This window comes from Luteimonas sp. MC1782, from assembly GCF_014164605.1.
GTDB lineage: Bacteria > Pseudomonadota > Gammaproteobacteria > Xanthomonadales > Xanthomonadaceae > Luteimonas.
Map to the genome: position 1 here is coordinate 1,223,001 of NZ_JACJFT010000001.1, position 22,763 is coordinate 1,245,763.

A 22,763-nucleotide genomic window follows, 5' to 3' on the forward strand; every position below is an offset into this window, starting at 1 on the left:
GTTGCCCCCGTCCGCGCGCTATTCCGCAGCCCTGAACGCGCCCCACGGAGCCAACTGCTCCGAAACCGCGCCACCGTCGCCGACCACGATGATCGACTGCCGTTCCGGCGTGAAGTACTTCGCCGCCATCGCCTGCACCTGTGCGGCTGTCACCGCGCGCACCCTGGGCACGTATTCGCCCAGGTACTCCGGCGGCAGGCCGAGCAGCCAGTTGCCGGCCAGCGTCTGCGCGACCGCCGCCTGCATCTGGTTGGCGATCAGGTAGCCGCCCGCCACGTAGCGCTTGGTGTCGTCGAGCTCCACCGTCGGCACCGGCTCCTTGCCGATCCGCGCGTACTCGCCGAAGAACTCGGTGAGGGCTGCGCCGGTGACCTCGTTGCGCACATCCGCCCCGCCCTGCACGTAACCACCCTTGGCGGACGCGTTCAAGCCTGCACGCGCGCCATAGGTGTAACCCTTCTCTTCGCGCAGGTTCTGCATCACCCGGCTGGAGAAACTGCCGCCCAGCACGGTGCCCGCCAGCTGCAGCGGGATGTAGTCGGCATCGGTCGCCGCCACCGCGGGGCTGCCCAGGCGCAACGTCGACTGCACGCTGCCGTCGCGCTGGATCAGCACGCGCTGCGCCACCGCCTCGCGCGGCGCCGGCGGCACGTCGGCCACGTCTGCGCCCGCCGCCTTCCAGCCGCCGAACGCCTGTTCGGCCATGCGGAAGGCATCCTCCGGGGCGATGCGCCCGGTCACCACAAGCAGGGCACGATCGGGATGGAAGCGCCGCGCATGCTCCTTGCGCAGGCCCTCGGGCGTCACCGCGTTGATCGAGGCTTCGGTCTGCTGCGTGCGCGCGTACGGATGGTCGCCGTAGGTCGCGGCCAGCAGTGCGCGGTTGGCCTTGAACGCCGGCTGCGCCTCGGCCGCCTTCAGTCCCTGCAGCGCGTTGGCCTGTGCCAGCTTGACCTCGCCATCCGGAAACGCCGGCGTGCGCGCGACCTCGGCGAGCAGCGACAGCATTGGCCCGGCGTTGGCGGCAAGCGCGTTGGCGAACACCATCGCGCCGTCGTTGCTGGCCGCGGCGCCGATCGCGCCGCCCTGGCCCTGCGCGAACTCGGCGATCTCGCGCGAGCTGCGCTTGGCGGTGCCCTCGCTGAGCAGGCCGGTGAACAGCGTTGCGAAACCCGGCATGTCCCTGGCATCGGCGGCGAGGCCGGCGTTGCGCATCGCGAGCACGAAATCGACGCGCGGCACGCCGTCGCGCGGCACCACCCAGACCTCCAGCCCGTTGGCCAGCGTCATGCGCTCGATCTCCGGGATCGGCAGCGGCTTGTCGGCCGCGTACGGCGGCAGGTCCTTGGGCAGGTCGGCGGGGCCGGCGACCGCGGCGCCGGCGGCGACCGCGGATACGGCCAGCGCGAGGAGCGTGTGCTTGAACATGGTCATGGTGGTGTCCTCAATCCTGGCCAGCGGCGGCAGCTGCGGGCGCCTGCAGCATCGCCTCCGGCTTGCGGTCGATGACGGTGCGGTTGGCCTGCGTCAGGTAGGTGCGCGCGGCGCGCTGGATGTCGGCCGAGGTCACAGCCTCGATCCAGCCGGGGATGCGGTTCGCGACCGCGGCATCGCCCCACAGGAGCTGCAGCTTGGCCAGGTTGTCGGCGCGCGACAGGAACGATTCCATGCCGTCGTACCAGTCGGCCAGCATGCCGGTCTTGACGCGCGCGAGCGTCGCGTCGTCGACGCCGTCGGCAACCACCGTGGCGATCTCCGCGTCGATCGCCGCCAGCACCTCGTCGGCGGACGTGGTCGGCTTGTACAGCGCGAACACGGTGAACAGCGTCGGGCCGTCGTACTCCCACTCGCTGGTCAGTCCGTACAGCGAGTCGACGTTGAGCGCCAGCTCGCGGCCCTTCACCAAGCCCTGGTACAGGCGCGAGGCGTCGCCGTTGGCCAGCAGCGCGCCGAGCACCGCCATCGGCGCCTGGTCCGCGCTGCCGCGGTCGGGCATCTTCCACGCCGCCGCGATCGCCGGCACCTGCGCCAGCTTGTCGCCCTGCTGCAGGCGCTTTTCCTGCGTGTTCAGGCCTTCGCTGAAGTCCGGCGCCGGCGGCGTCGGGCGCGCGGCGATGTCGCCGAAGTACTTCTCGGCGAGCGCGAATCCTTCGGCCGGCGAGATGTCGCCGGCCAGCGACAGGATCGCGTTGTTGGGGCCGTAGTAGTCGCGGTGGAAGGCCTTCACGTCGTCGAGGTCGGCGTTTTCCAGGTCCTCGAAGCTGCCGTAGCCGTCGTGGTTGTTCTCCCACTTCTGGAACGCGTGCTGGCCGATGTCGATCCACATGAAGCCGCCATAGGGCTGGTTCTGCACGTTGTTGCGGATCTCCTCCTTCACCACGTCCTGCTGGTTCTTCAGCGTGCTCTCGCTGAAATCGAGCAGGCGCATGCGGTCGGCCTCGAGCCACAGGATCGGCTCGATCGCCGACGACGGCGCGATCTCGATGTAGTTGGTGAAGTCGGCGCGGGTGGAGCCGTTGTTGCGCCCGCCGCCGCCGGTGATCACGCGGTCGAACACGCCTTCAGGCGCATTGACCGAACCCTCGAACATCAGATGCTCGAACAGGTGCGCGAAGCCGGTGCGGTTGCGCGGTTCCAGGCGCATGCCGATGCCGTACACCACGCTCACCCCCACCACCGGCGCGCTGCGGTCCTCGGAGACGACGACGGTGAGGCCGTTGTCGAGCTTCTTGGTGGCCACCGGGATGTCCCAGCGGTCGGTGTCGGCGGCGAAGGCCGGCGCCACGAACAGCAGCGTCGACAGCCATGCCATGTGCTTGTGCAGCTTCATAGGTTCCCCGTTGTCTCTGTGGACAGCGTCACACCATACCGCCTGGCCAAGCGGCCGCTGCCGGCCAGAAGTCATGGCTGCGTGCGCGTGCACATGCGGCGCGAACGACGATACTGGCAACCCGTCCCCGGCCCGCCACCGCACATGTCCCGATTCGCGCCTACCGTGTCCGCCCTCGCCTTCGCGCTCTTCGCTGCCGGCCCCGTGTCGGCCGCCGAACCCGTCCTGCCGCAGCTCAAGGCCTATACAGTCCACGAGAGCTGGCGGCAGCCGATCGCGCCGGTGAGGATCGCCGACAACACCTGGCACATCGGCACGGCCAACCTCAGCGCGCTCCTGGTGAAGACCGCGGAGGGCGCGGTGCTGATCGACGGCGGCATGCCGCAGGCGGCCGACATGCTGCTGCGCCACATGGCGGACCTGGGCGTGGCACCGGCAGACCTGAAGCTGATCCTCCTCAGCCAGGCCCACGCCGACCACGTCGGCCCGCTCGCCGAGCTGCGCCGGCGCACCGGAGCACGCGTGGCCGCCAACGCGGAATCCGCGGTGCTGCTGGCGCGCGGCGGCAGCGACGACATCCACTTCGGCGACGCCATCGTCTACCCGCCGGTGCAGGTCGATCGCCTGCTGCTGGACGGCGAGGTGGTCGAACTCGGCGGCATGCGCTTCACCGTGCACTTCATGCCCGGGCATACGCCGGGCAGCATGGCCTGGACCTGGACCGACCGCGCAGGCGCCAGCCCCGTGCGCATCGCCTACGCCGACAGCCTGACCGCGCCCGGCTACCGGCTGGTGGACAACCCGCGCTACCCGCGCATCGTCGCCGACTATCGCCACAGCTTCGACGTCGTCCGCGCCCTGCCCTGCGATGTGCTCCTGACCCCGCATCCGGCATTCAGCGGACGGGATTACGCGAACCCGGCGGCATCAAAGCCGATCGCCTGCGCCGCCTACGCCGACCGCGCCGAGCGCAGCTTCAACGAGCAGCTCGAGGCCGAGCGGGCGGGCGGCAAGCCCTGAAGCCGCCGTTGCGCGAAGCCCTCTTCGCAGGGGAGCGCGACGCCATGACGCAATGAACGTGCTCGCTGTGGCGTCGCCTCAGTCGCCGCGCGCCTGGTCGATGTAGCTGCGGTATTCGCCCATCGACTCGGTGAGCTGGTAATCGCGCAGGCTGGCGGACAGGATGACGTCGGCGATGAAGGTATTCGACTCGCCCTTGATGCCCTCGAGGTACTGGTAGTCCTCGGGCAGCGCCTCGATGATCGCGTCCTTTGCGGCAGCGGTCAGCTGGCCCTGCGCATCCGTCAGCAGGTCCTTCGGAATCGCGGCGAGCGATTCCGCGATCCGGTCACGCACGGCCTCGCTCAGCCCGCCAAGCGCGCCCGACACCTGGTCGGTGATCGCTTTCGCCGCGAAGTCACCGCCAACCGGGATGGCGGAGATCGCAACGTCCAGCACGAAGCCCACGAACGCATCGCGGGCGGCGATATCGGCCCGCAGGTCGACATAGCCTGAGCTGACGGCATCCTGCATGATCGCGCCGATCATCGCCGCGCGTCCGTTGCCGGCGTCACGCGCTTCGATGTCCAGCGCATTCACCTCGCCATCCCCGTTCACGTCGTCCTGGTCCGTCAGGTTGCCGGCACGGATGTTCGCGGCCGCGAAGTCGCCGACCATGTCCATCACCGCATCCGCGCGCGGATTGTCGGGGTTGAGCCCGGTGATCCTGACCAGGTTGGACAGCGCCAGCAGGTTCTCTCCGGTCACGGTGCTGCGGTCGTTGCTGCTGCCGACGGTCTGGCCGGGGTCGGCGACGGTCAGGTCGGTGAGGATGACGTCGCCGTGGGTTAGGAACAGCTCGCCAAGTGCGTCTGCACGCTCCTCGTAGGGCTTGTTGTCCATGTCATGGAAATGGTTTTCCAGGACATTGCCCGTGGAACTGGCACTGACGAAGCGCACCATCTCGAGCGCGTCCTGCGAGCCGCCGTGGCGCGATGTCGCCTCGATCACGATCGCCATCGGATCGCGCACGGCGGTGCCGTCCAGCGACGGATTGCGGAACGCCAGGCCGCTGCTCGCGAGCGACTCCAGCAGCGCGGCCTTCTGCCCGCCGCTCAACGACGACAACGCGTTGTGCACCGAGCTGCTGCCGCCGGCCTCGTCGAGGGCGTTCAGCAGGACGCCGGCGAGGGCGTCGCGCTCGTGTGGCAGGACCGCCATCGGCTCCGAGTAAAGACGCTGCTGCAGCATCGCGGTTGCGAACTTCTCGATGAACCCCGGATCGCCGCCGTTGGCCGCGGAAAGCGTGCCCAGCAGCGCTTCAAGCTGCGCGGGATCCGGGTTCAGGCCGATGCCGCCGACCGCCCCGCTGCCGAAGATGTTGGTGAACGCCATCGCGTCCTGGAAGCCGATCTCGCCGGCGACATAGGCGTCACCAAACCCTTCCAGGACCGCGCTGCGCTCGTTCGCGGTGATGCGGCCCTCGCGGGCCAGCGAATCGAGGCGGTCGACCGTGAGCCACGACATGGTGGCGCCGGAATCCTGCTCGAGGATCTCGTCGAAGAGCTGCGCACGCGCCGCCGGATCAAGGCCTTCGACGACATCGGCGAAGGTATCCATGCGCTTCTCGTAGTCGTCGGCCCAGAAGCGGCGCTGGCCGACATCGAGGATCTGCGAAGCCGTTTCCTGGATCGTGGTCATTGCCGCGTCCGCGATGGGGGATGCGGGCACTCTAGTGCGCGCATCGCGCGCCGCGAAAGCTGGGGTGACCCCGTATACCGGCCTTCACCGGCATGTCACGAAGGCCTGGTTCGCCACGCCTGACGCCTGCGGGATCCGGCTAGGCGCCGCGATTGTCCGCCACGACGTCGTCTTCGATGCCGACGTTGCTCGACGCCGCGTCATACACCGCCTGGTCGAGGATGCCGGTCTCCTTGGCCACCAGCACCGGCACCAGCACCTGGCCGGTGACGTTGGTCATGGTGCGCATCATGTCGAGGATGCGGTCGATGGCGACCAGGTAGCCGATGCCTTCCAGCGGCAGTCCGGCCGCGCTCAGCACCAGGGTGACCATCACGATCGCGGTGCCGGGCACACCCGCGGTGCCGAAGCTGCCGAGCACCGAGGCCAGCAGGATGATGAAGTACTGCGAGACGCTGAGGTCGATGCCGAAGTACTGCGCCACGAACACCGCGGTCAGCGCCGGATAGATCGCGCCGCAGCCATCCATCTTGACGCTGGCGCCGAGCGGCACGGCGAACGCCGCGTAGTCCTTGTCGACGCCCAGGTTGTGCGTGGCGCTGCGCAGGCTGGCGGGCAGCGCGGCGAAGCTCGATGACGCCGCGAACGCCACCTGCATCGCCGGTGCCGCGCCGCGGAAGAACCTGAGCGGGTTCAGCCCGTGCGCCAGCAGCAGCCCGCCGTACACGAACACGATGTGCAGCCCGCACGCGAGGTACAGCGCCCCGATGAAGCCGAGCAGCGGCAGCAGCTTCTCGAAGCCATAGGCGCCGACCAGCGCCGCGATCAGGCCGAAGGTACCCAGTGGCGTGAACTCCAGCACGAAGCGCGTGACCTGGATCATCGCCTCGCTGCCCTCGGCCATCAGCGCGCGCAGCCGCGTGGCCCTGTCGCCCAGCTTGACCAGGGCGAAACCGAGCAGCGCGGCGAAGAAGATCACCTGCAGGATCTTGCCTTCGGCCAGCGCGCGGAACGGATTGGACGGCACCACGTCCACCAGCACCTGCACCGGGCCGGGTACCTCGCGCACCACGTAGTCCGGCGCCATGGCCAGCGCCGCCACGCCCTCGCCCGGCTTTAGCACCAGGCCGACCGCCAGGCCCACGCACACCGCGAGCGCCGCGGTCACCGCGAACCAGGCGAAGGTGCGCCCGCCCAGCGACACCATCGATTTCTGGCCGTGCAGGCTGCCGATGGCGCTGGTCACGGCAAAGAACACCAGCGGCGTGGCGATCATGCGGATCAGGTTGACGTACACGTCGCCCAGCGGCTTGAACCAGATCGCCGCCGCGGGCCCCACGAGCCAGCCGGCGAGCGCGCCGAGCACGAATCCGGCGGCCACGCGCTGCCAGAACGGGATGCGGAACCAGGCTTTGACGAAGGTCATTGGCGACCACGCGGGAAGGAATGAGCCACCTTAGCCGAGCTGTCCCGGCGCGGCGACGCCCATGGCGGAACGCCGGGGTGTCATGGGCGGAATACCGACGGACGGCATAATCACGCATTCACCTGACACGAAGCACCACATGACCGGTCCGTCCCGCGCCACCCTCGCCGTCGCCCTTGCCGTCACCTGTTCCACCCTGGCCGCCTGCGCGTCGGCGCCCGCGCCGCGCATTGCCGCGCCTGCCGCCGTGTCGGTCGACGTGCCCGCCATCGCCCATCCCGCGGGCGAAACCCCGGCCTGGTGGTACCGCAGCGGCGCCGCGCGCGCGGCCGGCAACGGCGCCATGGACGGGCGCGCGAAGAACGTGATCGTGTTCCTCGGCGACGGCATGAGCCTGACCACGGTGGCCGCGGCGCGGATCTTCGCCGGCCAGCAGGCAGGCAACCCCGGCGAGGAGCACCTGCTGGCGTGGGAGCATTTCCCGGCCACGGCGTTCAGCAAGACCTACAACACCGACGCCCAGACCCCGGACTCCGCCGGCACCATGACCGCGATCGCCACGGGCGTGAAAACCCATATCGGCGCGATCGGCGTCAGCGCCGGCGGCCACAACGGCTGCGCGCAATCACGCGGCAACCGGCTGCAGGGCTGGCTCGCGCTGGCCGCGGACGCCGGCATGGGCACCGGCATCGTCACCACGGCGCGCCTGACCCACGCCACACCCGCGGCGACCTATGCCCACGTGCCCAACCGCAACTGGGAGAGCGACGCCTCGCTGCCGGACGCGGCGCGCGCGGCCGGCTGCACCGACATCGCCAGCCAGTTCATCGACTTCGCCCGCGAGCGCGGCGCGCCGCAGGTGGTGCTGGCCGGCGGCGCGCGCGCCTTCCTGCCCGACGAAGAGGTGCTGCCGGGCGTGCGCGGCAAGCGCAGGGATGGCCGCAACCTGGTGGCGGAGTGGCAGGCCCTGCATCCCGAGGGCGCGTTCGTGCACGACACCCGGCAGTTCGAAGCGGCACGCAGCGCCTCGCCGGTGCTTGGCCTGTTCGAACCCGGCCACATGCAGTACGAGCACGACCGCGACCGCGGCCCCGGGGGCGAACCCGACCTCGAGGCGATGACCCGCTTCGCGATCCAATCCCTGGCGCGCAACGACGCGGGTTACGTGCTGCTGGTGGAAAGCGGCCGCATCGACCACGCCAACCACGAGGGCAACGCCTACCGCGCGCTCGACGAAACCGTGGCGATGTCGCGCGCGGTGCAGGCGGCGGTCGACATGACCTCGGCCGAGGACACGTTGATCGTGGTCACCGCGGACCATTCACACGTGCTGAATTTCGCCGGCTATCCACGTCGCGGCAACCCGATCCTCGGCAAGGTGCACGAAGGCGGCAGCGGCCCGGCACTGGACGCCCTCGGACTGCCCTACACCACGCTCAGCTACGCCAATGGCCCGGGCTATCCCGGCGCCAGCGCCACCCAGCCCGCGGGCCCGAAACGCCACTACCACGTCGCCAGGGGCGTGCATGCCGCCGCCGGTCGCCCCGACCTCTCCAGGGTCGATACCACCGATCCCGACTACCTGCAGGAGGCGCTGGTGCCGCTGGACGCGGAGACCCACGGCGGCGAAGACGTCGGCATCTGGGCGCGTGGCCCGGGCAGCGCCGCGTTCCGCGGCACGCTGGAGCAGAACGTCATCTATCACGTCATCGTGCAGGCCACGCCGAAGCTGCGCGAGCGCCTGTGCGCCAGCGGCACCTGCAATGCGGACGGCGTGCCGGTGGAGCTTCCTGCACCCGGGGAAGTCGCTGCACCATGAGTGGCTTGCGATGCCGGGGCCCCTGCCGCCGGCAGCGCGTCCACGGCTTGATCAGAACGGCTTGGCGAGCACCAGGTACACGATGCCGAGCAGCACGAACACCGGGATCTCGTTGACCCAGCGCAGCGCGCGCGTGGTCGGCAGCGCGCCGCCCGCCGCGCCGCGCTTCAGCCAGCGTCCGCAGGCGATGTACAGCGCGAGCAGCAGCGCGACCATCGTGAGCTTGGCGTGCATCCAGCCGCTGCCGGCGGCGACCATGGTCGGGAACCCCGGGATCACCCGGTAGCCCAGCCACAGCACCAGGCCCAGCACCGCCGCCAGCCCGAACATCACGTGGCCGAAGCGGTACAGCCGGCGGCCCATCAGCACCAGGCGCGCGTGCACCGACGGCTCGCCACCGGCCTCCACCAGGTTGATCAGGATGCGCGGCAGGTAGAACGCCGCGGCCACCCAGGCCATCACCAGCACGATGTGCGCGGACTTGATCCAGAGATAGGTTTGCATGGTCACCCCGTGTCGATTCGCCGCACAGGATCGCACGACGCGCGCAGGAGCCGGTATCGTGCGCGCCCATGGACAAGACCTACGATCGCGACTACTTCGACCGCTGGTACCGCGGCGGCGGCATCGGCGGCCGCCAGCGCCTGGCGCGCAAGGTGGCGCTGGCCGTGGCCACGGCGGAATACCACCTCGAGCGCCCGCTGCGCACGGTACTCGACATCGGCTGCGGCGAAGGCGCCTGGCGCGCGCCCTTGCTCAAGCTGCGCCCGGCGACGGACTACCTCGGTTTCGACAGCAGCGAATATGCCATCGCACGCCATGGCCGCCGCCGCAACCTGCACTTCGCGCGCTTCGGCGATTTCGGGTCGCTGCGGCCCTGCGCCCCCGCCGACCTGGTGGTCTGCAGCGACGTGCTGCACTACCTCGAGGCACGCGAGATCGACCGCGGCCTGCCCGGCCTTGCCGAGTTGTGCGGCGGCATCGCGTTCCTGGAAACCTTCGCGCGCGAGGACGAAGCGGAAGGCGACGACCACGGTTTCCGCCGCCGTCCGGGGCGCTTCTACCGCCAGCGTTTTGAAGCCGCGGGCTTCCGCGCGCTGGGCTCGCACTGCTGGCTGTCGCCGGCGCTGGTGCCGGGCGCGACCACGCTGGAACTGGCCTAGGACGTACTTCGGGGCCCGGCGATCGGCGCTGGAGGGGCCTGCGGGCGGCATGCCGCCCCTGCACACGGCCTGCGTTATGCTGCGGCGCAGCACCCACCGACCGGGCTTCCGACAATGCTTTATCAGCTCCACGAGCTCAACCGTACCTGGATGGCACCCTTCACCGAACTGGCGCGCGCCAACGCGCGGATCTTCGGCAACGACGGCACCTGGCTGTCGTCGCTGCCCGGCGCGGATCGTGCGTCGGCCGCGAACGAGCTGATGTACCGCATCGGCAAGGACTACGAAAAGCCGCCCTTCGCCATCCACCAGGTGGTCAAGGACGGACACGACGTGCCGGTGGTGGAGAAGGTCGCGCTCGACAAGCCGTTCTGCCGGCTGCTGCGCTTCAAGCGCTACACCGACGACGCGCAGAACATCCTCGGCATGAAGGACCAGCCGACCGTGCTGGTGGTGGCACCGCTGTCCGGCCACCACGCCACGCTGCTGCGCGATACCGTGCGCACCCTGCTCCCCGACCACAAGGTCTACATCACCGACTGGGTCGACGCGCGCATGGTGCCGAAGGAAGCGGGCGCGTTCACGCTCGACGACTACGTCGCCTACATCGAGGAGTTCATCCGCCACATCGGCGCCGACCGCCTGCACGTGATCAGCGTCTGCCAGCCGACCGTGCCGGTGCTGGCGGCAGTGGCGTTGATGGCTGCGCGTGGCGAGGCCACGCCGCGCTCGCTGGTGATGATGGGCGGGCCGATCGACACCCGTGAATCGCCAACCGCGGTCAACACGCTCGCCACCCAGAAGCCGCTGTCGTGGTTCAGCGGCAACGTCATCCACACGGTGCCGCAGGACTATCCGGGCCATGGCCGGCGCGTCTATCCGGGCTTCCTGCAGCACACCGGCTTCGTGGCGATGAACCCCGAACGCCATTTCATGTCGCACTGGGATTTCTACAGCAGCCTGGTGCAGGGCGATCTCGACGACGCGTCCTCGCACCGCCGCTTCTACGACGAGTACAACGCCGTGCTCGACATGCCGGCCGAGTACTACCTCGACACCATCAGCGTGGTGTTCCAGCAGCACCTGCTGCCGCGCGGGCTGTGGGACGTGGCCGGCGAGCGCGTCGATCCGTCGGCGATCACCGGCACCGCGCTGCTGACCATCGAGGGCGAGCTCGACGACATCTCCGGCCAGGGCCAGACCCGCGCCGCGCACGTGCTGTGCACGGGCGTGGACGATGCGCACCGCGAGCACCTGACCGTCGAGGGCGCGGGCCACTACGGCATCTTCAGCGGCCGTCGCTGGCGCACGCAGGTCTACCCGCAGGTGCGTGACTTCATCGCGCGCTACGCCGCGCCGCCGGCCGAACAGCAGGCGGATTCCGCGTCCGCGCCCGCGGGACGCAAGAAGCGCTGACGCCGCACCGGCGCCGCTCGGCGGCGGCCGGTGTCCGGCCGGCGCTCAGGAATACTGCGCCGACTTCACCAGCAGGTGCTTGGCGAACCGGCCATGCAGGCGCCCGATGCCGCGCGCCATGTGCAGCGTGGCGAACAGCAACAGCACGCCGACCAGCGACACCACCGGCAGCAGCCAAGGCGCTTCTTCCGGCAGGTCGATGCCGAACATCCACACATTGAGCTCAACGCCCGGCAGCAGGGCCAGCGGTGCCGCGATGAAGCCCAATGCCACGCCGCCGAATGTCGCCGCCACGGTGAAATACAGGATGCCAAGCGGCAGCATCAGCAGCATGTAGAGCATCGTGCTCCACGTGCGCGGATCGCTGAACATGTCGCCGATGCGCCGCCAGATGCTGCGCCCGCGCGCGCTGTACAGCGGCCGGCGCGGCATGCGCTCGCCCAGCATCACCTCCACCATCCGGCCTTCCACCAGCGACAGCACCCGCACCGAGCCGAAGAACAGGATCACGAACGGGATGCCGATGATCAGCACCGCCAGCCCCGCCGACATCGACAGGCCGGCCACCACCCAGGTGAAGTAGAAAATGCCGGTGGCCAGCGCCAGCACCATGTAGAACAGCGACGCGTACGCGCGCGGGTCTGCGGCGACGCCGAAGAACCGGCCCGCCAGCGATTTCCGCTGCGGCGGCGGCGGCGCGCGCAGCGCGGTCTGCACCGTCGCCTCGGTGTCGCGATAGATGTCGGCGACCTCGTCCGGGTCGCCATAGCTGGATGCGACCGCGGCGATCACCTCGGCCTCGGACCTGCCCGGGTTCTCGGCGAGCTCCGAGCGCAGGTATTCCTCGGCGTCGTACAGCGCGTCGTGCACCAGCGCGGGGTCGGCGCCCGCAAGCGAACGGCGCAGATGCTCCAGGTAGGCGGGAATACTTGTCGGCAGCGCGGTGTTCATGAGGTCCCCTCCAGGACGGTATCGACGGAATCGCGGGTCGCGCGCCAGGCGGCGGCCCACGCGCGCAGGGCGTCGTGCCCGGCGTCGGTGATGCGGTAGTAGCGGCGAGGCGGTCCGGCCAGCGACGGTTCGATGTGGCTCGCCAGCAGCGCCGCAGCCTCGAGGTTGCGCAGCACCGGATACAGCGCACTCTGCTTGCCGCTGAGCACGCCCTCGCCGAAGCGTTCGAGGGTCTTGGCGATCTGGTAGCCGTACATCGGCTCGCCGGAGCGCGCCAGCACCGCGAGCAGCGCCAGCGACACCGTGCCGGCACTCAGCTCGCGCTGGAACTTCCTGAGGATGGCGTCGGGTTCGACCATGGGCACAGACTAGTGTCCAGTTATGTATAGCGATCGTGCCATTAGTCACCACGCATGTCGGCAGGGGCGGCATCGGCAACAATCGGCGCTACCCAGCCAGGAGCCTGCCGTGCACCCGACCCGATCCCTGCCCACCCTCGTCCTGCTGGCCGCCGCCTGCACCTCGTGGATGGCCATCGCCGCCGAACCCGTTGCCACCGACGCCGGGGCCGACAAGCCCAAGAGCACCCAGGAGCTGCTGGATGCGTCGCGGCCTGGCGACTGGCGTACGCCGGACCCCGCCAACACGCTCTACCTCGACCTCGCCGCTGGCCGGGTGGTGATCGAGCTCGCGCCCGACTTCGCGCCCGAGCACGTCGCCAACATCCGCACGCTGGCGAAGGAAGGCTTCTGGGACGGGCTGACCCTGTACCGCTCGCAGGACAACTTCGTGGTCCAGTTCGGCGACATCACCGAAGAGGGCGTGCCCGGCAGGCCGATCGGCAGCGCCAGGGCGAAGCTGCCGGCCGAGTTCTCGCGCGCCGCCGACGGGCTTGCGTTCCACGCCCTGCCCGATCGCGACGGCTGGGCGCCGGAAACCGGCTTCGCGGCGGGCTTCCCGGCCGCGCGCGACCCGCGGGAAGGCCAGGCCTGGCTCGCCCACTGCTATGGCACGCTGGGGGCCGGGCGCGACATGGCGGCCGACTCCAGCAACGGCACCGAGCTGTACGTGGTCACCGGGCAGTCGCCGCGCCAGCTGGACCGCAACATCACCGTGGTCGGCCGCGTGCTGCAGGGCATGGAACACCTGAGCGTGCTGCCGCGCGGCACCGGCCCGCTCGGCTTCTACGAGGATCCGGCGCAGCGCACCGCGATCACCGCGCTCCGCCTGGCCTCGGAGGTGCCGGCTGCCGAACGCAGGCCGATCGAGGTGCTGCGCACCGACACGCCGCTGTTCGACGCCGTGGTGGAATCGCGCCGCAATCGCCGCGACGGCTGGTACCTGCGGCCCGCCGGCCACATCGACCTGTGCAACATCAGCGTGCCGGTGCGCAGCCCGAAGACAAGCTGAAGCACAAGGCGGTTCGTCACGCAGCGTTGGCCCGCGGCTTCCTAGCCTGCGGGCCATTCCCCCAGATTTGCCCGAAGGACGTCCGATGGCCCTGCTCCGCATCCTCCTCACCAGTTCCGACGACGCCGCCCGTGCGGTCATGAACCTGCTGCAGAGCCTGGAGGGCATCGAGCACGTCGAGGAAGTCGCCGACCTGATGCCGAGCCTCGACGACGCCGACTCCAGCTCCGCGGGGCTCAGCGACGTGGTCGGCCCGAAGATGCACGCCATCGAGATCGAGATCCCCAACGAATCCACCGGACGCAAGGTGCGCGAGGCGGTCGAGGCGCTGTCGTTCGACCTCGACGCGCTGGTGGAATTCGAGGAAGACGACGAGGGTTGAGCCTGCCGGCCTAGCCCTGGCCGGTCGACCTTGCATCCCCGCGGCGGCGTCGCCAGCGGCGCAGCAGCACCAGCAGGAACGCCAACGCGACCAGCATCGGCAGCAGGAACGCCGCGGCGCGGATCGTCCACGCGGTGCCGGTGGCGAGGGTGGCGCCAAAGTCCCGCACCGCGAGCACGATCTCGTTGCGCCCTTCCTGGGAGCGGGAGGCCTGGAAGTTGATCGTGAGCAGCTGGGTGTCGATGCGCCGGCGATGCTGCGCCGCTTGCTGTTCGATGGCCTCCAGCGCGGCGTCGGTCTCGGCCAGGCGCTGCGACAGCGCGATCATGTCGGCCACCGCCAGGTCGCGGCGCGCCTGGAATTCCTGCAGTCGCGCGCGCTCGTTGCGCAGGCGCTGCGCGGCCAGTGCGTTGTCGCGCACCACCACGGCCAGGTCCTCGGCGTGGGTACTGCGGTGGCCGAGTTCGGCGCCGGCGCTGGCCAGCGCGATCATCGGCTCCACGCCTCCGGGCGCGATGCGCATGCCGAGGCTGGCGCCGGGATGGTCGCCGCCCTGCTGCGACAGGTTGAGCACCACGCACGCGCCGAAGCGTCCGTCGTTGCAGGCTGCCTGGGCGTCGCGCAGGCGCGGCTGGATCTGTCCGGGCTCGAGGGAGATGCCAGCGCTGTGCTCATAGGCGAGAAATTCCTGCCCGCCCGGCGCGGGCGCAGCCGCATCCGCCATCGGCGCCGGCGCCGAGGCGCCGCCGTAGTCCATCGCCTCCGACTGCGCGGCGTCCTGCGCGCCGCAGGCGGCCAGCAGGCCGATGAGGATGATGGAGGCGCAGCGCCAGCCAGCCTGGAATCTCATACGGCAACGCTCCGGTCGATATCGGTGCCCGACGGTAAACCATCGGCGGATGCGCGTCGCGGGTCGGCAGCCTATGCTTCGCCACTTTGCCGTCCCGAGGTCCACCGCATGTCCCGTCCCCTGCTTGCCGCCTCCCTCCTCGCCCTGGCGCTCGCCGCCTGCCAGGGCACGGTGCCCTCGGCGCCCGCCGCGCCTGGCGCCGACGCCACCCACGCCACCAACACCGCGCAGGATGCGGCGTTTGCCGCGCTGTCGGCGCGCTTCCTCGACGAGGGCATGGCGCTCAGCCCGATCTCGGCGACGCAGGTTGGCGATCACCGCTTCGATACCGAGATCGACGACCTGAGTGCCGCTGGCCGCCAGAAGTCGATCGAATGGGCGCGCACGCTGCTCGCCGAGCTCGACCAGGTCGACGCCGCCGCGCTGTCGCGCGAAAACCAGGTGGACGCGCTGATCCTGCGCAATGCGCTGGAGGGCACGCTGTGGGATCTGGAGACCATGCAGAGCTGGGCCTGGGACCCGCAGCTGTACAGCGGCCTGGCCGGCGGCGCGATCTACAACCTGATGGCACGCGAGTTCGCGCCGATGCCCGAGCGGCTGAAGTCCGCCGCCGCGCGCATGGAGAAGATCCCCGCGCTGCTGGCGCAGGCGCGCGAGAACCTCGACCCGGCGCGCGTGCCCAGGACCCACGCCGAGACCGTGGCGAAGCAGAACAAGGGCGTGCTGACCCTGGTCGACACCTTCATCACCCCCAACGCCGACCAGCTCAGCGGTGCGGACCGCGAACGCCTGGACGCGGGAGTGACCACGCTGCGCGCGGCGGTGGAGGAGCACCAGCAGTGGCTCGACGGTACGCTCGTGCCGAACGCCAAGGGCGAGTTCCGCATCGGTGCCGAGCGCTATGACCAAAAGCTGAAGTTCTCGCTCAACTCCTCGCTGTCGCGGCAGGAGATCCACGACCGCGCCACGGCGGAGCTCGCACGCGTGCGCGACGAGATGTACGCCATCGCCCAGGTGGTGCTGAAGGACAAGCCCGGCGCACCGGCCACGCCAGCTGCGCCGGATGACGACCAGCGCCAGGCCGCGATCGAGGCGGCGCTGGAGTTCGGCTACGCCGACAAGCCGGCGCGCGACGAGGTCGTGGACTTCGCCAAGTACACGCTGGACGAAGCCACGAAGTTCGTGCGCGCCAAGGACCTGGTCACGGTGCCCGACGATCCGGTGAAGATCATCCTGATGCCGGAGTTCCAGCGCGGCTTCTCGGTGGCCTACTGCGACTCGCCCGGCCCGCTCGACAAGGGACTCGACACCTACTACGCGATCTCGCCGATCCCAGAGGAGTGGAGCGACAGCCAGGTCGATTCGTTCCTGCGCGAATACAACAAGCGCCTGATCCACGTGCTCAGCATCCACGAGGCGATGCCCGGGCATTACCTCGAGGGCGCGCACTCCGCCAACCATCCGTCGACGCTGCGCGCGGTGATGCGTTCGGGCCCGTTCGCCGAAGGCTGGGCGGTGTACACCGAGCGCGTGGTGGCCGACGCCGGCTACCTCGACAACGACCCGCTGTTCCGCCTCATGCAGCTCAAGTTCTATGCGCGCGCAGTGGCCAACGCGATCCTCGACCAGGGCGTGCACGTGGAGAACTGGACGAAGGAACAGGCGATGGACCTGATGGTGCGCCAGACCTTCCAGCAGCAGAGCGAGGCCGACGGCAAGTGGATCCGCGCGCAGCTGTCATCCACGCAGCTGGCGACCTACTTCGTCGGCGCGCAGGAGCACTTCGACATGCGCCGCGCGGTGGAAGCGAAGGAAGGCGACGCCTTCGACCTCAAGCGCTACCACGACCGCGTGCTCGCCCAGGGCGCGCCGCCGGTGCGGTTCGCGCGGCAGCTGCTGCTGGACGAGCCGATCAAGTAACGCGCTGCCGGCGGGTGCCCCCGTGCTTCGGGGGCACCTCGCTGTCGTGGCCTACTTCCCCGCGACCGGCACCAGCCGCAGGTCGTGGAAGTCGAAGCTGAAATCGGTCAGCGGCGACACCGCTTCCATGCGCACCTCGCGCACCTTGCCGTCATGGTCGAGGCTGAAGTCGACGAAGGCGTCGGCGTTCAGGGCGCGGTCGTGCCAGCGCACGATGAAGGTGTCGTGTTGCCAGTGCTCCAGGGTGCCGGCCAGCTGCGGGGTCTTGGAGAAGCGCATCTCGAGGCCCTTGCGGCCCTCCGCCACCACCACGTCGCCGTACCACGGGTCGCGATAGGTCGCGGCATAGCCGCGCAGCGGCAACGATGGCTTCGACGTCGCGTCACGCGCGGCCAGGTGCTTCTGCCAGTCGTCGTCCGCACCGCCGCGCGCCTTCTCCACCGCCGCGGCATACGCGGCGATCCAGTCGGTCGGCGGTGCTCCAACGTAGGCATCCAGCACCTGCATGGTGACCGCGTTGAACGCGGCACCGACTTCCTGGCTGGTGAGCACCACCACGCCGAGACCGAGTTCCGGCACCAGGGTCAGCCGCGACACCATCCCCGGCCAGCCGCCGGTATGCCAGACCAGCTTGCGGCCGCGGTAGTCGCTGACGCTCCAGGCCTCGCCATAGCCGTAGAACTGCGGCGTGGCGGCGGCGAGTTCCGGCACAGCCGGCGGGCGGATGGTGATCGGCGTCACCAGCGACCACATCTCGCGCTGGCGCTTCTCGCTGAACAACCGTGTCGCGCTGTCGCCTTCGCCCGAGAGCACGCCACCGGCGAGCTGCACGCGCATCCACTGCGCCATGTCGCGGGCGCTGGAATAGATGCCGCCGGCCGCGGAGTTGTTGGCCCAGGCCATGCGCGGTACCGGCACCGGCGCGCCCTCGAACCCGGGCTGTGCGTGGCCGCTGGCGACGTTGCGGTCCGATGGCCGCAGCGCATCGCTGTTGATGCGGCTGGCGTGCATGCCGACCGGCGCGAACAGGCGCTGCTGGACGAAATCGGCATACGCCTGCCCGGACACTTCTTCGATCACCAGCTGCGCCACCGCGTACAGCACGTTGTCGTAGGCATAGCGCTCGCGGAAGCCGCCGCTGATCGGCACGTGCGCCAGGCGCTCGACGACCTCGCGCGTGGCGTACTGCGTCGGCGGCCAGAACAGCAGGTCGCCCGCGCCCAGGCCCAGCCCGCTGCGGTGCACCAGCAGGTCGCGCACGCGCATCTCTCTGGTGACGTAGGCATCCGCCATGCGGAACCACGGCAGGTGGTCGATGACGCGGTCATCGAGCGACAGCTTGCCCTCGTCGGCCAGGATCGACAGCGCCGCGGAGGTGAAGCCCTTGGTGATCGAGGCGATCGCGAACAGGGTGTCGCCGTCCACCGGCTCCGGCTTGCCGGTTTCGCGCACGCCGTAGCCGCGCACCAGCACGACCTCGCCATCCTTGACCACCGCCACCGCGATGCCGGGCACCTCGAAGCGCTTGCGCACGGCTTCGACATGGGCGTCGAGCCCCGCGATCGGCGCCGGTGCATCGCCGGCATCGCGGGCATGCGCGCCGGGATGGAAGAGCAGCAGCAGAGAAACCAGGGCAATGGTGGACTTGCGCATTCATGGACACCGGCATGGACTGGCGCCAGTATCGACGCCGACGTCGCGCAAGGCCACAGGATGGACGCACCTGCCGACAACGCGATCACGCCGGTCCACGGCATCCGCACCGGCATCGGCGGCTGGACGTACGCGCCATGGCGCGACAACTTCTACCCCAAGGGCCTTGTGCAGCGCCGCGAGCTGGAATACGCCAGCCGCAAGCTGGCCGCGATCGAGATCAACGGCACCTATTACCGCGCACAGAAGCCGTCGACGTACGCGACGTGGCGCGACCAGACGCCGCAGGGCTTCGTGTTCTCGGCCAAGGCGCCGATGCGCATCGTGATGTCCCGGACCCTGGCGAAGACCGGCGCGCAGGTGGAGGACTTTGTCGGCGGTATCGCCGAGCTGGGCGACCGGCTCGGCCCGCTGGTGTGGCAGTTCGACCACGGCACGCCCCGTGATCGCGACGATTTCGCCGCGTTCCTCGCACTGCTGCCGCGCAAGGCCGGTGGCCGCACCTTGCGCCACGTGCTGGACGTGCGCGATCCCGGCTTCTTCGATGCCGGCTACATCGCCCTGGCACGCGAACATGGCATGGCCACGGTATTCACCGATTCCGACGAATACCCTTCGTTCGCCGACGTGACCTCGGGCTTCGTCTATGCGCGGCTGATGCGTTCGCGTGCGGAACTGGCCACCGGCTACCCGCGCGCCGAGCTCGCGCGCTGGGCGGCGCGCGCGCGTGAATGGGCTGCCGGCGGCGAGCCCGACGACCTGCCGCGCATCGGACCCGCAAGTGCGACGGCAGCGCGGCGCGATGTCTTCGTGTTCTTCATCGGCGCGGCCAAGGAGCGCAATCCGGCTGCGGCGATGGCGCTGCATGCGCTTCTTGCAACAACACCCTGACCCCAGCGCGCCTGCCGTCCGGCGCGCCCGCAATGACCGATGGGACTGGCCGCAGGATGTGATTGGCCGATCCTTTGAACACACCCGGGCACAGCCCGCACAGCAGGAGAAGTCGACATGCCATCCCGCCGCGAATTCCTGTCCTCCGCCTCCCTCGCCGCCACCGGCCTCGCGCTTGCGCCGCTGGTCGCCTGCAGTCGCGACACCGGAACGGGCGTAGCCCCCCCGGCTCCGGGCGCAGCGCAAGGCGCCGCCGCTGCGGCCGGCGCCATGCTCACGCGCCCCATCCCGTCCACCGGCGAGCTGATCCCCGTGATCGGCGCCGGCACCTCTGGCAGCTACGAGGTGCCGCTGGCGTCGCCGGAGTACAGCGCGCTCAAGGAGGTCGTGCGGATCTTCTTCGAAGGCGGCGGGAGCGTGATCGACACCTCGCCCAACTACGGCAATGCCGAGGACGTCGTGGGCGCCCTGCTCGATGAAGGCGGCTGGCGCAAGCGCTGCTTCCTCGCCACCAAGCTCGCCGCCGACACCCGCCCGGCGCTCGAAGCGCAGTGGGCGGATTCGCTGCGCCGGCTGCGCACCGACAAGGTGGAGCTGCTCGCCATCCACAACCTGCGCAACCTGGCCGAGGCCATGCCGTATGCACGCGAGCTCAAGGCGCAGGGCCTGGTGAAGTACATCGGACTCACCCATTTCCAGGACAACCGCCACGCGGACCTGCTGCAGGCGATGACCGCGGAGAAGCCCGACTTCATCCAGGTCAATTACTCGGTCGGCTCGCCAGCCGCGGCGTCGACCCTGCTGCCCGCGGCGGCAGACCAGGGCGTCGCGGTGATGGTCAACCGCGCCTTCGAGGACGGCAAGCTGTTCGCCGAGGTGGGCGGACGCGCGCTGCCGGGTTGGGCGGCGGAAGCCGGCATCGGCTCGTGGGCGCAGATGTTCCTGAAGTTCGTGATCAGCCATCCGGCGGTCACCGTGGTCATCCCGGCCACCGGCAAGCCCGAACGCCAGGCGGACCAGCTCATGGCCGGGCACGGCGCGCTGCTGACGCAGGCGCAGCAGGACGAAGTGGTCGCGATCTTCATCTGATGGCGGCGCCCATCGCGCGCTGGCTGGGCCGTGCGTTCGACGTGCAGGAGGACGAGGCCGGTGCGGTGATCGCCGGCTTCGCGCTGTTCTTCCTGCTGTTCGCCGGGTATTTCATGCTCCGTCCCGTGCGCGAGACGATGGGCATCGCCGGTGGCGTGCGCAACCTGCAGTGGCTGTTCACCGGCACGTTCGTGGCCACGCTCGCGGCGATGCCCTTGTTCGGCTGGATCGCCGGCCGCGTGCGGCGGCGGCGCATCCTGTACTGGGTGTATGGCTTCTTCACCGCCAACCTGCTGCTGTTCGCGCTCGCGTTCGCGCTGTGGCCGGGAGATCCGTGGATCGCACGTACGTTCTACATCTGGCTGTCGGTGTTCAACCTGATTGCGATCTCGGTCGGGTGGAGCGTGCTGGTCGACGTGTTCACCGCCGCGCAGGCCAGGCGCCTGTTCGCGCTGATGGCCGCGGGCGCCAGCCTGGGCGGGCTGATCGGGCCGCTGGCGGGCGTGTTCCTGGTCGGCGTGCTGGGTCATTCCGGCCTGGTATTGGTGGCCGCGCTGCTGTTGCTGGCATCGACCGTCGCGGCGCGCAGCCTCCATCGCTGGCGCGATGCACGCCCGCTCCACGATGCGTCGGACCTGCAGCGCCAGCGCCCGCTCGGCGGCAGCCCGCTGGCCGGCGCCACCGAACTCTTCCGCTCGCCCTACCTGCTCGGCATCGCGGTGTTCGTGGTGCTGCTGGCCAGCGTCACCACATTCCTGTACTTCGAGCAGGCGCGGCTGGTGGAAGCGCGCTTCCCGGACCCCACCGACCAGACCCGGGTGTTCGGCATCATCGACACCGTGGTGCAGGCGCTGGCGATCCTGTCGCAACTGTTCATCACCGGCCGCGTGGCGCGCACCCTGGGCGTCGGCGCGCTGCTGGTGGCGGTGCCGCTGGTGGTGGCCGCGGGCTTCCTGTGGTTGGCGTTCGCGCCCACCTTCGCGGTGCTGGCGGTGGTGATGGTGGTGCGCCGCGCCGGCGAGTACGCGTTCGTGCGCCCGGGCCGCGAGATGCTGTACACCGTCGTGCCGGCGGAGGCCAAGTACAAGGCCAAGAACTTCAACGACACCGTGGTCTACCGCGGCGCCGATGCGGTCAGCGGCTGGGTCAAGGCGGGCATCGACATGGTCGCGCAGCAGCCGGCGGTGGCGATGGTGCTGGGCACCGTGATCGCCCTGGCCTGGAGCGCCAACGGCGCGTGGCTGGCGCGCGTCCAGCGCCGCCTCGCCAGCTGAGCACTTCTCGCGCACACTGCCCGACCCCACGTCGCCGCCTGTTCCCGATGACTCCCAGCGCCAAGGCCCACTGGCAGATCCACCTCTGTGTCCTGCTGTGGGGCTTCACCGCGATCCTCGGCAAGGTGATCACGCTGCAGGCGCTGCCGCTGGTGTGGTGGCGGATGCTGCTGGTCGCCGCGACCCTGCTGCTGGTGCCGCGCGTGTGGCGCGGGCTGCGCGCCATGCCGCGCCGGTTGCTGCTGTCCTATGCCGGGATCGGCGTGCTGGTGGCGCTGCACTGGCTGACCTTCTACGGCGCCATCAAGCTGTCCAACGCCTCGGTGGCGGCGACCTGCATGGCGTTCGCCACGGTGTTCGTGGCGATGATCGAACCGAAGCTGGCGCACCGGAAGTTCTCGCGCGCCGAACTCGCGCTCGGCGTCGCCGTGCTGCCGGGCGTGGCGCTGGTGGTCGGTGGCATTCCCGACGAGATGCGCATCGGCGTGGTGGTGGGCGCGGTGTCGGCGCTGTTCGTGGCGCTGTTCGGCTCGCTCAACAAGCGCCTGGTCGACCATGCCGATCCGCTGACGGTGACCGCGGTGGAGCTTGGCGCCGGCACCATCGCACTGACCGTGCTGGCCCCGTTGATGCCGCTGGTGTTCCCGGCGCTGGCCGGGCCGCTGTTCGTGCTGCCCGGCGCGCACGACGCCGGCTACCTGCTGCTGCTGGCCTTCGCCTGCACGCTGTTCCCGTTCGCGCTTTCGCTGGTGGCGCTGCGCCACATGAGCGCGTTCTCGGCGCAGCTGGCGGTGAACCTGGAGCCGATCTACGCCATCATGCTGGCGATCGTGCTGCTCTCCGAGCAGCAGGAGCTGTCGACGCGCTTCTACCTGGGCGTGGCGATCATCCTGGCCGCGGTGCTGGTGCACCCGCTCATCGCGCGGCCACGGCGGATCCGCCACGCGGAAACGCTGGCCACCGGCGAAGCGCGTGACGTGACGGAGTAG

The 22,763-nt window shown here is 69.9% G+C and carries 20 protein-coding genes; 11 read left to right on the plus strand and 9 right to left on the minus strand.

What is annotated here, in order from left to right; genetic code table 11:
• Positions 1 to 18 precede the first annotated feature (18 nt).
• Positions 19 to 1,434: a pitrilysin family protein gene (locus tag H5368_RS05770; RefSeq protein WP_220486504.1), complete on the minus strand. Its 1,416-nt coding sequence runs from the start codon at positions 1,432 to 1,434 to the stop codon at positions 19 to 21.
• Between the two features lie 10 nt (positions 1,435 to 1,444).
• Complete coding sequence (locus H5368_RS05775; protein ID WP_182822266.1) at positions 1,445 to 2,830, minus strand: pitrilysin family protein; 1,386 nt, start codon at positions 2,828 to 2,830, stop codon at positions 1,445 to 1,447.
• Between the two features lie 165 nt (positions 2,831 to 2,995).
• On the opposite strand from H5368_RS05775, the gene bla reads away from it, so the two are divergent.
• Complete coding sequence (gene bla, locus H5368_RS05780; protein WP_343203882.1) at positions 2,996 to 3,850, plus strand: subclass B3 metallo-beta-lactamase; 855 nt, start codon at positions 2,996 to 2,998, stop codon at positions 3,848 to 3,850.
• Positions 3,851 to 3,928: 78 nt separating this feature from the next.
• Here the strand turns inward: bla and H5368_RS05785 are convergent, their stop codons facing one another.
• Together H5368_RS05785 and H5368_RS05790 are read right to left on the minus strand one after the other, a co-directional pair.
• Complete coding sequence (locus tag H5368_RS05785; RefSeq protein ID WP_182822270.1) at positions 3,929 to 5,530, minus strand: hypothetical protein; 1,602 nt, start codon at positions 5,528 to 5,530, stop codon at positions 3,929 to 3,931.
• Between the two features lie 139 nt (positions 5,531 to 5,669).
• Positions 5,670 to 6,956 carry a dicarboxylate/amino acid:cation symporter gene (locus H5368_RS05790; RefSeq protein WP_182822273.1) on the minus strand — a complete coding sequence of 429 codons (1,287 nt, stop codon included), beginning with the start codon at positions 6,954 to 6,956 and terminating at the stop codon, positions 5,670 to 5,672.
• Between the two features lie 139 nt (positions 6,957 to 7,095).
• On the opposite strand from H5368_RS05790, the gene H5368_RS05795 reads away from it, so the two are divergent.
• A complete protein-coding gene (locus H5368_RS05795) occupies positions 7,096 to 8,775 on the plus strand; it encodes an alkaline phosphatase (RefSeq protein WP_182822275.1) in 1,680 nt (559 codons plus the stop codon).
• A gap of 51 nt (positions 8,776 to 8,826) precedes the next feature.
• Here the strand turns inward: H5368_RS05795 and H5368_RS05800 are convergent, their stop codons facing one another.
• On the minus strand, positions 8,827 to 9,279 hold the full coding sequence (locus H5368_RS05800; RefSeq protein ID WP_182822277.1) for a CopD family protein: 453 nt from the start codon (positions 9,277 to 9,279) through the stop codon (positions 8,827 to 8,829).
• Positions 9,280 to 9,347: 68 nt separating this feature from the next.
• Between H5368_RS05800 and H5368_RS05805 the strand changes: the two genes are divergently transcribed.
• Both H5368_RS05805 and phaZ read left to right on the plus strand, forming a co-directional pair.
• On the plus strand, positions 9,348 to 9,938 hold the full coding sequence (locus tag H5368_RS05805) for a class I SAM-dependent methyltransferase (RefSeq protein ID WP_182822279.1): 591 nt from the start codon (positions 9,348 to 9,350) through the stop codon (positions 9,936 to 9,938).
• A gap of 114 nt (positions 9,939 to 10,052) precedes the next feature.
• Positions 10,053 to 11,354: a polyhydroxyalkanoate depolymerase gene (gene phaZ, locus H5368_RS05810; protein ID WP_182822281.1), complete on the plus strand. Its 1,302-nt coding sequence runs from the start codon at positions 10,053 to 10,055 to the stop codon at positions 11,352 to 11,354.
• 45 nt (positions 11,355 to 11,399) lie between these two features.
• On the opposite strand, the gene H5368_RS05815 is transcribed toward phaZ, so the two are convergent.
• Both H5368_RS05815 and H5368_RS05820 read right to left on the minus strand, forming a co-directional pair.
• Positions 11,400 to 12,305, minus strand: coding sequence for a sensor domain-containing protein (locus H5368_RS05815; RefSeq protein ID WP_182822284.1), 906 nt, complete (start codon positions 12,303 to 12,305; stop codon positions 11,400 to 11,402).
• The gene (locus H5368_RS05820) at positions 12,302 to 12,664 is read right to left on the minus strand and encodes a PadR family transcriptional regulator (RefSeq protein ID WP_182822286.1); all 363 of its coding nucleotides are present in this window, start codon (positions 12,662 to 12,664) and stop codon (positions 12,302 to 12,304) included. Before H5368_RS05820 ends, H5368_RS05815 begins: the two co-directional genes overlap by 4 nt.
• A gap of 169 nt (positions 12,665 to 12,833) precedes the next feature.
• On the opposite strand from H5368_RS05820, the gene H5368_RS05825 reads away from it, so the two are divergent.
• Together H5368_RS05825 and H5368_RS05830 are read left to right on the plus strand one after the other, a co-directional pair.
• Complete coding sequence (locus H5368_RS05825) at positions 12,834 to 13,715, plus strand: peptidylprolyl isomerase (protein ID WP_182823801.1); 882 nt, start codon at positions 12,834 to 12,836, stop codon at positions 13,713 to 13,715.
• 85 nt (positions 13,716 to 13,800) lie between these two features.
• On the plus strand, positions 13,801 to 14,097 hold the full coding sequence (locus H5368_RS05830) for a hypothetical protein (RefSeq protein ID WP_182822288.1): 297 nt from the start codon (positions 13,801 to 13,803) through the stop codon (positions 14,095 to 14,097).
• Positions 14,098 to 14,107: 10 nt separating this feature from the next.
• On the opposite strand, the gene H5368_RS05835 is transcribed toward H5368_RS05830, so the two are convergent.
• Positions 14,108 to 14,947 carry a DUF4349 domain-containing protein gene (locus H5368_RS05835; RefSeq protein ID WP_182822290.1) on the minus strand — a complete coding sequence of 280 codons (840 nt, stop codon included), beginning with the start codon at positions 14,945 to 14,947 and terminating at the stop codon, positions 14,108 to 14,110.
• A gap of 108 nt (positions 14,948 to 15,055) precedes the next feature.
• Between H5368_RS05835 and H5368_RS05840 the strand changes: the two genes are divergently transcribed.
• Positions 15,056 to 16,867, plus strand: coding sequence for a DUF885 domain-containing protein (locus tag H5368_RS05840; protein ID WP_182822292.1), 1,812 nt, complete (start codon positions 15,056 to 15,058; stop codon positions 16,865 to 16,867).
• Between the two features lie 51 nt (positions 16,868 to 16,918).
• On the opposite strand, the gene H5368_RS05845 is transcribed toward H5368_RS05840, so the two are convergent.
• Complete coding sequence (locus tag H5368_RS05845; RefSeq protein ID WP_182822294.1) at positions 16,919 to 18,520, minus strand: serine hydrolase; 1,602 nt, start codon at positions 18,518 to 18,520, stop codon at positions 16,919 to 16,921.
• A 60-nt stretch (positions 18,521 to 18,580) separates the two neighbouring features.
• Between H5368_RS05845 and H5368_RS05850 the strand changes: the two genes are divergently transcribed.
• From H5368_RS05850 to H5368_RS05865, 4 genes are all read left to right on the plus strand, one after another.
• Positions 18,581 to 19,411: a DUF72 domain-containing protein gene (locus tag H5368_RS05850; RefSeq protein WP_182822296.1), complete on the plus strand. Its 831-nt coding sequence runs from the start codon at positions 18,581 to 18,583 to the stop codon at positions 19,409 to 19,411.
• Between the two features lie 117 nt (positions 19,412 to 19,528).
• The gene (locus H5368_RS05855; protein WP_182822298.1) at positions 19,529 to 20,500 is read left to right on the plus strand and encodes an aldo/keto reductase; all 972 of its coding nucleotides are present in this window, start codon (positions 19,529 to 19,531) and stop codon (positions 20,498 to 20,500) included.
• Positions 20,500 to 21,774 (plus strand): MFS transporter, encoded by a 1,275-nt coding sequence (locus tag H5368_RS05860; protein ID WP_182822300.1) that lies wholly within the window; start codon positions 20,500 to 20,502, stop codon positions 21,772 to 21,774. The genes H5368_RS05855 and H5368_RS05860 overlap by 1 nt, the downstream gene beginning before the upstream one ends.
• 47 nt (positions 21,775 to 21,821) lie before the next feature.
• Positions 21,822 to 22,763, plus strand: coding sequence for a DMT family transporter (locus H5368_RS05865; RefSeq protein WP_182822303.1), 942 nt, complete (start codon positions 21,822 to 21,824; stop codon positions 22,761 to 22,763).